This is a genomic window from Sulfurospirillum sp. 1612, from assembly GCF_036556685.1.
In the GTDB taxonomy this organism is placed as follows: Bacteria; Campylobacterota; Campylobacteria; order Campylobacterales; family Sulfurospirillaceae; genus JAADIZ01.
On the sequence record NZ_CP140614.1, the window covers coordinates 903,288 to 919,725 of the forward strand.

The 16,438-nt window shown below is 37.1% G+C and carries 12 protein-coding genes; all 12 read left to right on the forward strand.

The features are described from left to right. The first annotated feature begins 27 nt into the window (after positions 1 to 27). The 12 genes from SFB89_RS04500 to SFB89_RS04555 all read left to right on the forward strand — a co-directional run bounded on the left by SFB89_RS04500 (position 28) and on the right by SFB89_RS04555 (position 16,429). Positions 28 to 492 (forward strand): DUF302 domain-containing protein, encoded by a 465-nt coding sequence (locus SFB89_RS04500; RefSeq protein ID WP_331775752.1) that lies wholly within the window; start codon positions 28 to 30, stop codon positions 490 to 492. Positions 493 to 564: 72 nt separating this feature from the next. Continuing rightward, the gene (purL, locus tag SFB89_RS04505) at positions 565 to 2,769 is read left to right on the forward strand and encodes a phosphoribosylformylglycinamidine synthase subunit PurL (protein ID WP_331775753.1); all 2,205 of its coding nucleotides are present in this window, start codon (positions 565 to 567) and stop codon (positions 2,767 to 2,769) included. Positions 2,770 to 2,775: 6 nt separating this feature from the next. Continuing rightward, positions 2,776 to 3,603 carry a DNA ligase gene (locus tag SFB89_RS04510; protein ID WP_331775754.1) on the forward strand — a complete coding sequence of 276 codons (828 nt, stop codon included), beginning with the start codon at positions 2,776 to 2,778 and terminating at the stop codon, positions 3,601 to 3,603. Positions 3,604 to 3,611: 8 nt separating this feature from the next. After that, positions 3,612 to 5,747: an STT3 domain-containing protein gene (locus SFB89_RS04515; RefSeq protein ID WP_331775755.1), complete on the forward strand. Its 2,136-nt coding sequence runs from the start codon at positions 3,612 to 3,614 to the stop codon at positions 5,745 to 5,747. A 15-nt stretch (positions 5,748 to 5,762) separates the two neighbouring features. Further along, positions 5,763 to 7,490, forward strand: coding sequence for a polysaccharide biosynthesis protein (locus tag SFB89_RS04520; protein WP_331775756.1), 1,728 nt, complete (start codon positions 5,763 to 5,765; stop codon positions 7,488 to 7,490). 79 nt (positions 7,491 to 7,569) lie between these two features. Beyond that, on the forward strand, positions 7,570 to 10,251 hold the full coding sequence (locus SFB89_RS04525; RefSeq protein ID WP_331775757.1) for an SLBB domain-containing protein: 2,682 nt from the start codon (positions 7,570 to 7,572) through the stop codon (positions 10,249 to 10,251). Further along, a complete protein-coding gene (locus tag SFB89_RS04530; protein ID WP_331775758.1) occupies positions 10,251 to 11,156 on the forward strand; it encodes a Wzz/FepE/Etk N-terminal domain-containing protein in 906 nt (301 codons plus the stop codon). Before SFB89_RS04525 ends, SFB89_RS04530 begins: the two co-directional genes overlap by 1 nt. Before the next feature lie 30 nt (positions 11,157 to 11,186). Continuing rightward, positions 11,187 to 12,059 (forward strand): NAD(+) kinase, encoded by an 873-nt coding sequence (locus SFB89_RS04535; protein ID WP_331775759.1) that lies wholly within the window; start codon positions 11,187 to 11,189, stop codon positions 12,057 to 12,059. Continuing rightward, complete coding sequence (locus SFB89_RS04540; protein ID WP_331775760.1) at positions 12,059 to 13,597, forward strand: chromosome segregation protein SMC; 1,539 nt, start codon at positions 12,059 to 12,061, stop codon at positions 13,595 to 13,597. Before SFB89_RS04535 ends, SFB89_RS04540 begins: the two co-directional genes overlap by 1 nt. Positions 13,598 to 13,614: 17 nt before the next feature. After that, the gene (locus SFB89_RS04545) at positions 13,615 to 14,403 is read left to right on the forward strand and encodes a TatD family hydrolase (RefSeq protein WP_331775761.1); all 789 of its coding nucleotides are present in this window, start codon (positions 13,615 to 13,617) and stop codon (positions 14,401 to 14,403) included. A 42-nt stretch (positions 14,404 to 14,445) separates the two neighbouring features. Then, positions 14,446 to 15,660, forward strand: coding sequence for a lytic transglycosylase domain-containing protein (locus tag SFB89_RS04550; RefSeq protein ID WP_331775762.1), 1,215 nt, complete (start codon positions 14,446 to 14,448; stop codon positions 15,658 to 15,660). Next, a complete protein-coding gene (locus SFB89_RS04555) occupies positions 15,638 to 16,429 on the forward strand; it encodes a septal ring lytic transglycosylase RlpA family protein (RefSeq protein WP_331775763.1) in 792 nt (263 codons plus the stop codon). The genes SFB89_RS04550 and SFB89_RS04555 overlap by 23 nt, the downstream gene beginning before the upstream one ends. Positions 16,430 to 16,438 lie beyond the last annotated feature (9 nt).

Below are 16,438 nucleotides of genomic sequence, written 5' to 3' on the forward strand. Positions count from 1 at the left end.
AACTTATATTTATTATAAGGAAAGAATATGCAATTTTTATTTGGTCTTGTTTTAGGATTTGTCCTTTGTGCCGTTGTGGTTTGGAAATTTATGCCTAAGTTGATGATGATTAACAAGCGCAGTAAATTAAATTTTGAAGAAACGGTAGAGGCGATACAAAAACTAGCAAAAGAAGCGGGTTGGAATGTTCCTCATGTTTATAATATGAAACAATCCTTTGAAAAAGCCGGCAATAAAAATGTTGAAAAGATGCATGTCATATCTTTGGGTCAATCAAAACATGCTTATGAGATTGTCAAACATGATAAAGATAAAAATATCTTGGCCTTTATGCCTTATCGGGCCGGTGTTTATGAAGACACAAATGGCAAAGTCTATTTTTGTGGTGCCAATATGACAATCATGAGCAAACTTTTTGGCGGCAATATTGAAAAAGTCATGGGAGCATCAGCCAAAGAGTTAGATGACGCCTTTGCAAAAATTTTACTCTAGCGTTGGACTTAAATACTTATTTAGCACTTTTTTAGTAGAATAATCCCATACTAATTTATGGGATTAAAATTCATGGAAAACTTAGAAGCATTACTAAAGCAACACAAACTCACGTTAGACGAATATGAAAATATTCTAAAAATCATGGGGCGAGAACCCAATCTTTTGGAGATTAAAATCTTCTCTTCCATGTGGAGCGAACATTGCTCTTACAAATCAAGCAAAAAATATTTAAATGGCTTTCCTACTAAGGCACCATGGGTAATCCAAGGTCCAGGTGAAAATGCTGGTGTGATTGATATTGGAGAGGGCTTGGCTGCGGTTTTTAAGATGGAATCTCACAATCACCCAAGCTTCATTGAACCCTATCAAGGCGCAGCTACTGGCGTCGGTGGAATTTTGCGAGATGTCTTTACGATGGGAGCGAGACCAGTTGCTAATATGAATTCCCTCCGATTTGGAAATGTGAGAAAAAACGATGAAACAGCCAAACATCAACGTTATTTAGTGCGTGGCGTCGTGGCGGGTATCGGTGATTATGGTAACTGTATGGGCGTGCCTACCATTGGGGGTGAAACCTCTTTTGAAGAGTGCTATAACGGTAATATTTTAGTGAATGCGTTCACACTGGGTCTTGTCAAAACCAATGAGATTTTTTATGGTTTGGCAAAAGGTGTGGGTAATCCTGTGATTTATGTTGGTAGTAAGACTGGACGTGATGGACTAGGTGGTGCCGTGATGGCGAGTGACAGTTTTAGCGAAGAAAATAAATCCTTACGACCTACAGTACAAGTGGGTGATCCATTTGCTGAAAAACTTTTGCTTGAAGCCTGCTTGGAACTGTTCCAATATGATTATATCGTAGGAATCCAAGACATGGGTGCTGCGGGACTAACGAGTAGTTCTTTTGAGATGGCAGGACGTAGTGGTAGTGGTATGATCATGAATTTGGATCTTGTCCCTGCGCGAGAAGAGGGGATGGAGCCGTTTGAATTTATGCTCAGCGAATCTCAAGAGCGGATGTTGATTTGTGCTAAAAAAGGGTATGAAGACAAAGTCTTAGAGATTTTCAGAAAATGGGATCTTGATGCAGAAGTCATTGGCGAGGTGACAAATAGTGGCAATATGGAACTTTTTTGGTATGATGAAAAAGTAGCTGATATTCCAGTATTGCCTGTTGGAGAAAAAGCTCCAATTTACGATAGACCCATACAAAAACCTGCATATTTAGACAACATAAAAGCAACTCGTATCGATGATTTTGAAAAAGTTTCAAACCAACGTGCCTTTGAAAAACTCTTTTCTTGTCCTGAGGTTGTGGATAAATCATGGATTACGCAGCAGTATGATTCCATGGTACAAACCAATACGATTAAAGCACCCGGTAGTTTAGATGCTAGTGCTATTCGCGTCAAAGGTACCAATATAGCGCTTTCTATGAGTAGTGATTGTAATCCAAGGTTTAATTATATCGATCCTTTTGGCGGTGCAGCGGCTGCAGTGATGGAGAGTGGTCGCAATGTCGCGATGAGTGGTGCACGACCCAAAGCCATTACCGACTGTCTGAATTATGGTAACCCTGAAAATCCTGAGATTATGTGGCAATTTGCCCAAGGATGTTATGGTATCAAAGAAGCTTGTGCTGCTTTAAATACGCCAGTGGTCAGCGGTAATGTTTCCCTCTATAATGAAACTGATGGCGAGGGTATTTTCCCAACACCCGCGATTGCTATGGTGGGGGTCAATGATGATGCCAATGCCACATTACCTAGTGCTTTTCAAAATGTCGGCAATACTATTTATCTTATTGGTGATACCGCGAGTGATTTTGGTGGTAGTTTGTATATGAAAGAGTTATACGGTAAAGTAGAAGGTACGCTTGGTAAGATTGATTACAAAAAAGAGTTAAAACTTTGGGATTTAGTCATCAAAGCCAATCAGCAAAAACTTCTCAAATGTGCCAAAGACGTCAATGTCGGTGGGATTGCGATTGCCTTGGCAAAGATGAGTTGTGTGAGTGGATTGGGCTCTAAGTGTTGCATTGACTTGGAAGATGAGAGAGATATTTTTGCTGAGAGTTTTTCACGAGCGATTGTGGAAGTGAGTGACGAAGAGGCATTTGAATCTTTAGCAAAGCAGATTGGCATCACCATTCAAAAAATCGGTACGGTGACGAAAGAGAATGAATTTACATGTAATTATATTAATGCAAATTTAGATGATTTAAAAAAGGTATATTTTAATAGATTTCAAGAATTAATAGAGCAAGACGTCTAGTTATACATGAGAAAACTACTCTATTTATTATTTTTACCGCTTCTTTTACTGGCAGGAAAACCCCATCTGCTACTTTTAGAAACGTATCATGAAGATGCAAATATCAGTGGTTGGCTCATGAGTGAAAAACTCGATGGCGTGAGAGCGTATTGGAATGGAAAAGCGTTGATATCTCGAGGAGGGCAAAAATTTGCTGCTCCTTCGTGGTTCACCAAAGGATTTCCTCCCTTTGCCATTGATGGTGAACTGTGGAGTAAACGAGGTGACTTTGCGAATATTTCCGGTATTGTCAGGCGAAAACATGCGCATGATGGGTGGCGGCAATTGAGCTATAATATTTTTGAAGTTCCCTACCAAAAGTGTGGGCTTTTGCAGAGACTTCGTGTCTTGCAAGCGTATTTAAAACAACACCCCCATACGCATATCAAGATAATCAAGCAACGTATTTGTCACAATCAAAATGATTTAAAACACTATTTAAAGACAATCGAAAAAAAAGGAGGTGAGGGTGTCGTATTACGCGATCCTCTTGCCCCATATATTGCAAAAAGAACCCATCGGGCACTCAAGGTGAAAAGCTTTTTAGATGATGAATGCCGTCTTATTGGCTACAATCAAGGTAAAGGCAAATTTGCCCACAAAGTAGGCTCGTTTCGCTGCCAAATGGCCTCGGGGATGATTGTGAATTTAGGCAGTGGTTTAAGTGATTATGAACGTATGCATCCCCCTAAAATCGGCGCAATTTTGACCTTTAAGTATAAGAGTCTAACAAAGAATGGCAAACCAAGATTTCCGGTGTTCCAAAGAGTAAGAATACCGCAGAAACATCAATAGGATATGAGATGAAAGATTATAAAATTAGTGAAAATATGAAAGTTTTTGTGTATATTCTCGGTGCATACTTGTTTAGTATTGCCATTCGCTTGATATGGGTATATCAATTCAACGGCTATGAAAACTTTATGTGGAATCATCAATTTATGATTAATACCAACGATGGGTATTTTTGGGCTCAGGGCGCTAGAGATTTGATTCGTGGTTTTGCGACACCCCATTCTGGGTCACCACTGAGTGCAGGGGCTTCATTGCTGACCTATTGGATTTATGAAGTGCTGCCTTTTTCATTGGAAACGGTCATTTTTTATATGCCGGCATTTTTGAGTTCGCTTTTGGTTATTCCGATGATTTTAATCGCCAAAAGTATCAATAAATCTGAACTTGGCTTAATAGCAGCACTTTTAGCTTCAATTACTTGGAGTTACTATAATCGTACCATGGTGGGGTATTATGATACAGATATGTTAAATATTGTGCTACCAGTGTTTCTATTATGGTCGTTGACGCTCGCATTTAGAAGTCAAGAAGAAAAATATCTGATTTTTACAGCCTTGGAGATTATCATCTATCGATGGTGGTATCCACAAAGCTACTCATTAGAATTTGCTTTTTTTGGGCTTATTTTGTTGTACACATTGATTTATAAGCGTAAGAGTATCTATCATTATAAACTATTGGCTATCATGTTATTTGCCATGATGGGATTGCCAAGTTTAGTGAGATTGGTGATAGTCGTGGTGGTATATATGGCATACAAAAGTAAAAAACTTGATACTTATATCTATTATTTACTCGCTTTTGCCTTAGTGCTATTTTTCTTGAGTGGTGGTTTTTCACCTATTTGGACGCAATTAAAAGGGTATGTTTTTAAAGATGCGACAGAGTTAGTTGGGCATGGTATGCAACTGCATTTTTTCTCTGTTATGCAAACGGTGCGAGAGGCGGGACATATCCCTTTTACTACTTTTGCTAACAGAATCAGTGGTGATACGCTCATCTTTTTCTTTTCGCTTTTTGGATATATTTGGTTTTGCTTTCGATATCCTGTGATGCTCTTGGGGTTGCCACTTCTTGGCCTTGGATTTTTGGCTCATGTAGGGGGACTGAGATTTACGATTTACGCCGTTCCTGTGATGGCTTTTGGTGCTGCTTTTGCTGTTGTGACATTGAGTGAGTATCTCAAAAAATTCTTAGTAGAGGGGAAAAGTAGCTTTTATATTCGAGCCATTTTTGTATCTGTTGTTACCTTAGCATTATTGTATCCCAATATTATGCATGTTATTGGATATAAAGTGCCGACAGTATTTTCGAAGCAAGAAGTGACTGTTTTGGATAAATTAAAACATGTTGCCCATAGAAAAGATTATGCCCTTGCTTGGTGGGATTATGGGTATCCGTTGCGTTATTATAGTGATGTGAAAACCTTGATAGATGGAGGAAAACATAGCGGTGATGTGAATTTTCCTGTCAGTTATATCTTGACAAATCCACAAAACATAGCTGCAAAATTAGCGAGATTGGATGTCGAATATACAGAAAAATCATACCATTTAGCTGCTAATAATCCTGATATAAATAGAACAAATATGGAGAAGATGACACTTGATTATGGTTTTCATGATACTAATGATTTTTTAGCATCACTGGATTCCAATATTACCTTACCGAAAAAAACCAGAGATATCTACTTTTTTCTCCCTTTTCGTATGCTGGGAATTTTTCCAACGGTCGCGCGTTTTAGTGATATGGACTTGATGAGTGGTAATACGATAAAAAGACCATTTTTCTATCAAACCAATCGTTTTAAAGATTCTGGGGATATTTTAAATTTAGGCAGTAATGTACTCTTTAACAAAAAAAATGGTACCCTAAAAGTGGGCAATGAAACGGTACCCATCAAAGATTTTTATGTCACCGCGTATGAAAAAAATGGCAAGTTGATACGACAAAAGCAAATGCTACATCCTGAAGGCAAGATCTCTATCATCTATATGCGTTCTTATAATATCTTTTTGGTATTAGACGATGCGATGTTGCACTCTTCTTATATTCAGTTGTTTGTATTTGAAAATTATGATAAAAATCTTTTTGAGCCGATTTTATTGAGTCCGAGTGCCAAAATCTATAAATTAAAAATATAATAAAAAGAGGTTGAGATGCTTTCATTTTTTGACAAAAGATTGTTGAATATTCTTATCATAGCGTGTTTGACTATGGTGACCTTTTTCTGGACTTTTTGGATTTTTCATCAATCTTTAGAGATACATGTCATCATCGCTGTGATACTCACGAGAATCATCGCATCGTATCTCCTTTTTAAAGATTATTCCCTCTCATGGTCAAAGGCTACGCAGAAAACCTTTATGATCAAAAGTTTTGTCAATATGATGGCTTTTTTGGTCTATATGCCATTTTTTTACACGGTTTTGCCGGTATCTTTTTTCCTCTCTGAATTATTCCTCTATCTTTTTACGATTAATTTTTTTATGTATTTGTATTATATGTATGTTAACCGCAGTAAAATGGAAAAAAATAAAAATCTGGTTATTTATGGTGCGGGAAAAGCTGGGTTGCGGCTGGAAGAAGAGTATCGCAATTCGCATTTTAAGATTCGCTATTTTATCGATGATGATACAAAATTGCAGCATCGAAGTATTGATGGTATTAAGATTATCTCAAAAGAGGTATTTAAAAATCGTGTGAAAAATCAAATGGATTTGTTAATCATTGCATTGCCATCTGAAAATCCTCTTGTGATTCAGAAAATTTTCAATGATATGGAACACTATTTTAAAGATATCAAAATATTACCAACATTGGAAAAAATACTCTCAAACACACCATTTGTCGAACAACTCAAAGATATTAGCGTGGAGGATTTATTAGCCCGTCATCCTCAAGATTTGGATAAAGAATCAATTGCTAATTTTTTAAAGGGTAAAAAAGTTTTGGTCACTGGAGCTGGCGGAAGTATCGGAAGTGAAATTAGCAAGCAATGCTTGAAATATGGAGCTGATGAACTCTACCTACTTGATCACAGTGAATTTAATCTTTACAATATTTATGAAGCGATTGGCTCGGAACACGTGCATACTTTTATGCACAGTGTCCTAGATAGTAAGCGACTCGAAAAAACGATTCAAAAAACCCAGCCTGATATCATCATCCACGCTGCGGCTTATAAACATGTCCCTTTGGTGGAAGATAATATTGAAGAGGGGATTTTAAACAATATTATCGGTACTAAAAATTGTATCGATTTGGCGATAAAATATGAGGTGCAAAAATTTATATTAATCTCCACTGACAAGGCAGTACGCCCGACCAATGTCATGGGGGCAACGAAACGTGTGTGTGAATTGTATGCGGGCAATGTCAATAGTCAGCATACTGAGATTGTAGCCGTGCGATTTGGTAATGTTTTAGGCAGTAGTGGCTCGGTGATTCCAAAATTTAAACAACAAATTGAAAATGGCGGTCCAATCACAGTGACACATCCTGAAATCACGCGCTACTTTATGCTGATTCCCGAAGCGTGTGAATTGGTACTTCAAACTGCTGCCATTGCAAAGGGTGGTGAAATTTTCATTCTTGATATGGGTGCGCCGGTGAAGATTTATGATTTGGCGAAAAAAATGATTGAATTAAGTGGCAAGAAAAATATTGAAATTCAATTTACAGGTTTGAGACCTGGGGAAAAATTATACGAAGAATTGCTTATAAATGAAGCAGATAAGCAGACACAATACCAATCTATTATGGTTGCTAAAGATACATATTATGATATTGAGCAATTAAATCATGATATTGATGAATTGGTTAAAAGTGACGATAAAATAAAAAAATTACAAGAAATTATTCCAGAATTCGACCATAAAATTTAAATCTTATAAGAGGCTCAAAAGGCCTTGAAAACAAAGTTTTATGCTATAATAAACTTATATTTACACTAAAAGGTTACGCGTGATTCGATTTATAATGATGGCACTTTTGTGCTTAAGTAGTTTGAGTTTTGCTTTGGATAAAGCATCGTTAATAGAGGCAGTTAGAGCTAATCCTGCTTTGTTAGATACCCCTGCGGCACAAAATGCAATGCGCGAAAATGGCATGAGTAAGGCAGATGTGACTTCTATTATCAATTCAAAACAACAGAATCATGATGCCAATCTTTCCATAACTCCTAAGATAGAAAATCATATTTCAAATGAGCAAAATAGTTCCGATGCACCGACTGCTACGAATGAAAACAAGAAAAATTTATCAGAAGGGCTCAACCCTTTGAAATTTTTATCAGACAAAGAGGCAATTGCAAAAATTCAGAGTGAGCGCCAATATGTGAAAGAAGAGAAATTAGCACGATTTGGCGATAAATTTTTTATTAATAAAAATCGTATTGATGCGTCAAATCTCATTATTCCTGATTATTATATAATCAACAAAGGAGATCAGATTTCGATTGATTTGTATGGAGATATTAATAAAAATTACACTTTGAAAGTGGATGAATATGGCAATATCAATGTGCCAGTATTGGGCCCTATTAATGTTGCCGGATTAAGCTATGCGGGAGTGAAAGAGGTGATTAACAAAAAATTAAAGCCGACATACCCAACCTCTAAAATTTTAGTCAAAATCTCAGCAAATTCTTCTATTCAAGTATCTCTGACTGGCAGTGTGAATGCGCCAGGACTTTATAATTTACCAGCAGTTTCTACCATCAAGGATCTTTTGATTGCCGCTCATGGATTCGGTAAAATTGGCAGTATGCGTGAGGTCTATCTCAAAAGAAATGCCAAAACAATTAAGATTATTGACTTCTATAAATTAATCAAAAATGGAGAATTGGTTGATACGACCTTATTACGCAATGGCGATATCGTTTTTGTTCCAAAAGCAAAAGAGCAAGTGCGTCTTCGAGGGGCTGTGAATATCCCTGCCATTTATGAATTGAAACCGGGTGAGAAACTTCAAGAACTTATCCATTATGCCGGAGGTATCAAAGCACAAGGGGCTAGTCACTCAATAAAAATTAAAAGATATGTAAAAAATGCGTTTAGCAAGGTCTTATTTAAAGATATTAAATCAAATCTGCGTTTGCAAAATGGGGATGATATTTATGTGTATGATATTTCCCAACTCAATAAAGATCAAGTATTTGTATATGGTAATATTGACAAACCTGGAAGTTACATGATGCCAAAAAGTGGTGATTTAAAAGATTTATTGAGCCAGTTGGAGTATCTCAAAAGTACGTATATGAAGTATGGGTTGATTAAAAGATTTGATGAATCCATCGTCTCTTTTGATTTGAATCACCCCAAAAATATTAAACTCAAACAAAAAGATACCATTTACATCTTTAACACACATGAAATTGCTCCTAATCAATACATCAAAGTCTCCGGTGATATGGTTAAAAAACCGGGAAAATTTCAGTATTTAAAGGGAATGAACCTTAAAGATGCCATCAATTCAGCGGGAATTCTCTCTCCGTTTGATACAAAAAAAGTACAAATTACAAGCTATGATAAGACTATGATGCCGACGGTTAAATTTGTAAATTATGACAAAAATCTCAATCTACTTTTGCATCCTTATGATGAGATTCGTCTCTATGATTATTATAATTTTTCTCCTTTAAAACCCGTCAGCGTTTATGGTGAAGTAAATGAGCCTAATATTCATCATTTTTCAAAGAATATGACCTTGCAAGATTTAATTTCAATGTGCTCAGGTTTTACAGACAGAGCAGATAAAAACCACATAGAATTAGTACGCTATCGTATCAAAAATGGGACACGAACTCGCAAGATTATGGAGCTATCGACAAAAGATTTAAACATGCAGATTCAACCTTATGATGAAGTTTATGTCAAGCGGATTCCTGAATGGTTTGACCGAAAAGTCGTGAGTGTTAAAGGTGAAGTGCGTTATCCTGGCAACTATGTGATTAATACAGGCGATACGGTTTATGATGTCTTAAAAAGAGCAGGCGGATTCAACAAAGATGCTTATTTATATGGTGCTGTTTTGACACGAGAATCTGTAAAAAAAGCCAATCAAAAACGGGTACAAGAATCACTCTATAAACTCAAGAAAAAAGTTGCTATTGTGGCCGCTTCTGCCAAAGATATTGGAGAGAGTAGTGTGGACTCTAAAAATCTCATTGATGCGATTGATTCGTTGATAAAAAACTATCATGATCTCAAACCAGTTGGAAGAATTAGTATTAATATTGAGAGAAATTTGGAGAAATTCAAAAGCTCTCCTTATAATATTACTCTTGAAAACAATGATACTATCTACATACCACCACGACAAAATTCTGTCTCTGTGATGGGTGAGGTAATCAGTCCGACCGCTTTTGTGTATGATGACAAGGATGCCATCTCTTATATTAAAAAAGCAGGCGGTATCACAGCAAGTGCAGATAGCGTCTTTTTTGTGGTACACGCTAATGGCATGAGTGAAAAAGGTGACTTTGGATATTTCAACAGTAATATCACCGTGCATGCGGGTGATGTCATTGTCGTGCCAATTCAAATCAAAACATCAACATGGTATGGTATCGCCAAAGACGCATCATCGATTCTCTATCAGTTAGCCGTGACGGCAGCTTCACTCAAGACAGTAGGAGCACTCTAATGCAAAATCAGATGATCCAAGAAGATGAGATTGATTTAAGAGAACTCTTTGCCACGATTTGGAAGGGGCGCGTGTGGATTGCTATTTTCGTGTTTGTCATTACGTCGTTGACAATAGTCTACACCCTCAGTGTTCCTAATCAATACACCATTAGTACCACACTCGCACCACAAGAAGAGTCACATGGTGCAAATTTAGGAAGTTTGGGTTCGCTCGCTTCATTGGCAGGGGTCAATATTGGTGGCAGTTCCGGAGTGACACCTGATGTAGCATTTCAAGCATTATTGAGCAATTATGCTTTTATGCACACATTTATCAAAAATAGAAAAATTGATCTTATGGTGAAACGTGGTGATGCCCATCATGATTATATTTTTGCACTAGGATTTGACGCACTTTATCGTTTACTTCATAGTAGTGCGCAACGAGATAAAATGACAGATTTTGAAATCTATAAATATCTGAAAAAAAGTATTGCGATTAGTTCTGATAAAAAAACCGGGATGATTACCGTCTCGGTGACATTACCATCAAGAGAGATGGCCATGTATGTTTTGGATCATTTTTTGAGTGATACAACACACTATCTTATCAATAGAAATATAACAGATATTGATTTGCAAATATCAAAATATAAAGAAGAGCTAAGAAAGACAGAAAATCTTGAGTTAAAAACAGAGCTGGCAAAATTAGTATCAAGTTTGGTGAAACAAAAAATTTACATCAATACCAGCAAATATTATAAAGTTAAAATTATCAGTAAGGCCTATATCCCTGATGTCAAAGATAAGGCAAAACCAAAAAGAGCTTTGATTGTCATTGTTAGTTTTGTGACATCTTTTATTTTGGCTATTTTTATCCTTTTTTTTGTACAATTTATCAAACGAGAAGGTTCTGATGTATAAGCCAAGAAATTTGTGAGGTTGTCAGTCATTATGAAAATATTAGAAAATACACATAAAATAGAATCAATCGGGTGTGTCGGACTGGTTAGTAAGCCTCATGATACAACCCTCAAAAAGTATTATCATGAGATACACGATGTGCTTGAAAAATATGGTGTCAAACTTTTGGTTGCTGAAGATAGCGCCAAAAACTTAGGATGCACGGGTGTAGATTTTAATGATATGTGCAAAAAAAGTGATTTTCTAATAGCACTCGGTGGTGATGGTACCTTGATTTCATTGTGTCGCCGAAGTTTTAATTACAATAAACCAATTTTGGGTGTTTATGCAGGGCAATTGGGATTTTTGACTGATATTAAAACAGATGAAATTGAAGAGTTTATTGATAATATGTTTTTGGGAAATTATCGAATTGATGAGAGAATGTTGCTCGAAATTTCTCTAGAACACAATAGCAAAACCAAAAATATTGTCGCTTTTAATGACGTCATTTTTGCGAGAGATAATGCCTCATCGATGTCAACCATAGCCGCTTCTGTCAATGATTATCTTATCAATGTATATCGCGGAGATGGTTTGATTGTCTCAACACCTACGGGCTCAACTGCTTACAACATCTCAGCCGGCGGTCCGGTGGTGTATCCTTTGACAGAAGCGTTGATACTCACGCCCATCTGTCCACATTCACTGACACAGCGCCCGCTTGTCTTGCCTGTGAATTTTGAAGTGGAGTTTCAAAGTGATGATGATATTCTCATCGTGATTGATGGACAAGATAGATACAAAATGCGAGATTTTGAAAAAGTCACCATTAAGATAGCGCAAAAGAGTGCGAAACTCATTCATACGCTAGAGCGCAATTATTTTAATACTTTACGAGATAAATTAAGCTGGGGAAACTGATGATAGAACGTCTTTATTTGAGGGAGCATTTTTCTTTTAAAGATTGTGAATTACACTTTGCTCCGGGATTGATTGCTTTTACGGGGCCTAGTGGTGCGGGGAAATCTGTATTGATGCAGGCCATTTTATCACTTTTTGGTTTTAGCGATGCAAAAGCATTGTTGATTGAAGCTACGGTCTTACACCAGTTGGATATGGAGGCGTATGGCATTGTGAATGAGCCAGCCAATGTTTTTAAGTTGATGCGCTCGAAAACGACGCGATATTTTGTAAATTCTCAAAATATCTCTAAAAAGAGTATCAATGAACTCTCCAAAAATTTTCTTAGCTATTTGAGTGTCAAAGATAATGGTGAGTTTGAAAATGAAAGGCTCTTGGAGTTCTTAGATGCGATATGTACTCACAATCACCCGCCTCATAGGAAAAATTTGAAAGATTTTAAAGCAAAATATGATGCCTACAAAACATTAGATAATGCACTCAAGACAATTCAAGAAAAAGAGAACAAAATCGAAGAACTCAAAGAATTTGCGAAGTTTGAGATTAATAAAATCAACGATATTGACCCTAAAATTGGTGAAGATGAAACGCTCATGTCTCTCAAAAAATCCTTGTCCAAAAAAGAGAAGATGCAAACGGCGCTTGATAGTGCTTATGGTATCTTTGATTTTGAATCAAACGTGATAGAAGCCTTGCAACTGATAGAAACAGAGAGTACGTTTTTTGATGAGTGTATGAATGAGTTGAGAAATCAATTTGAGATACAAAAAGACTTGTTGAATAATTTAGAAGATATTGATATAGAAACGATGTTAGATCGCATCGAAAAGATTGCCAGTTTGAAAAAACGTCACGGTAGTATTGAAGCGGCACTTGCTTATAAAGAAGAGAAAATAAAAGAACTAGAAGCTTATGAAAATATCTCTTTTGAAAAACAAAATTTAGAAAAAAAATATGCCAAAGCACGCACCGAAGTTGAACATTTAGCCCAGCAACTATCCAAAACGAGAGGCGAGCAATTAGAGATTATGAACCAACGCATCAATCATTATTTGCAGATGCTTTATATGCCATCAGTGCGTGTGGAATCCCAGCAAAAAGAGTTGGATGATTATGGTATTGATGCTTTGGTTGTGAATCTTGGAAGCGTTGAAGTCAAAAAAATTAGCTCCGGTGAATACAACAGACTAAGATTGGCGTTTTTAGCAGCGAGAGAAGAGTTTCTAAGAAGCGATGGGGGTGTTTTGATTTTGGATGAAATTGACTCAAATTTAAGCGGAAAAGAGTCAATGAGCGTGGCAAAAGTGTTGGAAGTTTTATCCCAAAAATATCAAATATTTGCGATTTCACATCAGCCACAACTCTCATCACGCGCGGATATGCATTTTTTGGTTTCCAAAGATGACCATGGTAGTCATGTGCGATTGTTGGATAAAGAAGAGCGTGTCGAAGAGTTGGCACGTATGGTCAGTGGTGAAAAAATCCATGAAGCAGCTTTAGAATTTGCAAGTTCACTGATGGCTGGAAATAAAGATTAAAGAAAAAGAGATATATTATGATTATAGATACACATTGTCATCTTGATGATGAGAGATACTACGAAGATTTGGATGAGGTGATTAAAAGAGCTGAAGCTCATAATGTCAAAGCCTTTTTGATACCAGGTGCCGATATCAAAGATTTGCAACATGCACGGGAGATTTCACACCAATATCCTAATATTTTTTATGCAGCAGGGGTACATCCTGATTGTATTGATGGATATGATGAAACCGTATTGAGAACCTTTTTAGAAGACGAACGCTGTATTGCGGTGGGAGAGTGTGGATTGGATTATTTTAGACTTCCTGAGGATGATGCCCAAAAAGCATTGATAAAGCAAAAACAAAAAGAGATTTTTGCCAAACAAATCCAACTGGCCAAAGAGTTGAATAAGCCATTAATCATCCATATTCGAGATGCAAATGACGATAGTCGTCACGTATTAGAAGAGAATGATGCGGGCAAAGTTGGAGGCGTTTTGCATTGCTACAATGCTTCAAAGCATTTGTTGCCATTGCATAAATTGGGTTTTTATTTTGGAATTGGAGGCGTTTTGACATTTAAAAATGCAAAAAATCTCGTCGCTATCGTACCTGAAATTCCCAAAGAGAGACTGCTGATTGAAACCGATGCCCCTTATCTCACACCCCATCCTTATCGGGGTAAAAGAAATGAACCAGCTTATACAGAATTGGTCGTAGAGAAGCTCTCACAAACACTAAATTTGAGTGTTCGTGAGATCGAAGATTTGACGACGCATAACGCTGCGCGACTTTTTAAAGCATTTTCAAGCCTAATTTAGCTAAAATAATACATTTTAGACGCTGTGACGCAAAGGGGCCAGATGCTTAGAATTATATTAGTTTTAGTCTTGTTGATACAAAGCAGTGACGCTTTTTTAGTGACACAAAATAACTTCCAAGAGCAAGTAAAGGTATTAAAAAGTTTCGATATTGATTCTACTTTCTTAAAGGATAAAACGTTTATCTCGATGAAAGACAAAATGAACCGTTATCGGACAAAACACTTTCTAAAAGTCTTAGAAGAGGGCAATCGATTTGTTCCTTATTTGCGTAAACTTATCAATGATTCAGGTATCCCCAAAGCCTTTTTATATCTTGCGATGGCAGAATCAAATTTTGCACCTAATGCTTATTCTAAAGCCAAAGCAGTGGGCTTATGGCAATTTATGCCAGCAACAGCTAAGCATTTTGGTCTGAAGATTAATACGTATGTTGATGAGCGAAAGGACCCCATCAAATCCACCAAGGCAGCGATTAAATATTTGAAATATTTGCATAATATATTTGGCAAATGGTATCTTGCAGCCATTGCATATAATTGTGGTGAAGGCACACTGCTCAAAGCGATTAAGCGAGCAAAAAGTGATAATCTTAATGTCTTACTCAATGATAGAAAACGATACCTTCCACGAGAGAGTCGTCTCTATATTCGCAAAATTGTCATGATGGAAAGTTTGGCTAATAGTGCAGATTTTATTATCGAAAACAACTCTGATTATCTTCTAAATGGCGGCAGTGCTGAGACATTTGCAAAGGTTGAGGTCAAACAAGGGACTTCTTTGGGTGCGGTCGCTGCTAGTATCGGACTCTCCTTAAAAGAGATACGCTCTTATAATCCACAATTGCGTTACGATTTTGTGCCCCCTGCAAAAGGGAAATACACGATTTATTTGCCTTATAACAAACAAGCAGACTTTAAACAAAATTATAATCCAAAGAAAAGCAACAACAGATTTTTTGTCTATCGGGTGAAAAAGGGTGATTCCCTCCATAAAATCGCAAGACGCTATGGTATTAATTATCACATTATTAAAGATTATAATCATTTAAAATCCAAATGGCTTCGTATCAAACAAGCGCTTATTATTCCAATCGTGAAGCCAAGTATGATCAGCTATACCATTCGAAAAGGTGACACGCTCGGTAAAGTTTCCCATAAATTTAATGTGGCCATTAATACATTGATTCAGGCCAACAATAAAAGAAATTCGATAATTCGAGTAGGTGAAAAACTTGTCATACCTCAAATGCAGTAAATTTTTTATTTTTTGTGTCACTTTAGTGATTTTCGCAGGGTGCAGTAGTCGAAATTATACTTTTTCAAATGCTGCCTACAACCCAAATCGTGCTCCATCGCATAGTACGGTTATCAAAAATTCGTCGAGTATGCATAAAGCAACGATGCGTCCTTATCAAGTGGGGGGCAAGACGTATTACCCGACCAAGGTGAGTGTGGGCGATACTTACAGCGGTATTGCCAGTTGGTATGGCAAAGATTTTCACGGTCGCAAGACCTCAAATGGTGAATTTTACAATATGTATGCGATGACCGCTGCGCACAAGACATTGCCTATGAATACGATGGTCAAAGTAACCAATCTGTTAAACCACAAAAGTGTCGTAGTCCGTATCAATGACCGCGGTCCTTTTGTCAAGACTCGTATCATCGATCTCTCTTATGAGGCGGCATTGCGTTTGGGTTATGCGACTAAAGGAACGGCACCTGTTAGATTGCAAGTGATAGGATTTAGCGGGGTGATTAATACGAGCAACACACAAGTGCGTAGTGTTGATTTAAACAATTTCTATGTCCAAATTGGTGCCTTTAGAAACCAAGCAGGCGCACAACGATATGCCAAAGAACACCGCAATGTATTAGGGGCATATCGTGCCATTGTAAAACGATCCTCATATCAAGGATTACCACTTTATCGTGTTTATTTAAGTGGTTTCAAAAGCGAAGAAGAGGCGCGAGATTTTATAGCTAAGGGGCTGTTTAGAGGCTCCTTTATTGTAGGAAATTAAAAAAGGTTT

Coding starts and splice junctions, on each gene's coding strand:
- SFB89_RS04500 (WP_331775752.1), top strand. CDS start 28: ATGCAATTTTTATTTGGTCTTGTTTTAGGATTTGTCCTTTGTGCCGTT.
- purL (WP_331775753.1), top strand. CDS start 565: ATGGAAAACTTAGAAGCATTACTAAAGCAACACAAACTCACGTTAGAC.
- SFB89_RS04510 (WP_331775754.1), top strand. CDS start 2,776: ATGAGAAAACTACTCTATTTATTATTTTTACCGCTTCTTTTACTGGCA.
- SFB89_RS04515 (WP_331775755.1), top strand. CDS start 3,612: ATGAAAGATTATAAAATTAGTGAAAATATGAAAGTTTTTGTGTATATT.
- SFB89_RS04520 (WP_331775756.1), top strand. CDS start 5,763: ATGCTTTCATTTTTTGACAAAAGATTGTTGAATATTCTTATCATAGCG.
- SFB89_RS04530 (WP_331775758.1), top strand. CDS start 10,251: ATGCAAAATCAGATGATCCAAGAAGATGAGATTGATTTAAGAGAACTC.
- SFB89_RS04535 (WP_331775759.1), top strand. CDS start 11,187: ATGAAAATATTAGAAAATACACATAAAATAGAATCAATCGGGTGTGTC.
- SFB89_RS04540 (WP_331775760.1), top strand. CDS start 12,059: ATGATAGAACGTCTTTATTTGAGGGAGCATTTTTCTTTTAAAGATTGT.
- SFB89_RS04545 (WP_331775761.1), top strand. CDS start 13,615: ATGATTATAGATACACATTGTCATCTTGATGATGAGAGATACTACGAA.
- SFB89_RS04550 (WP_331775762.1), top strand. CDS start 14,446: ATGCTTAGAATTATATTAGTTTTAGTCTTGTTGATACAAAGCAGTGAC.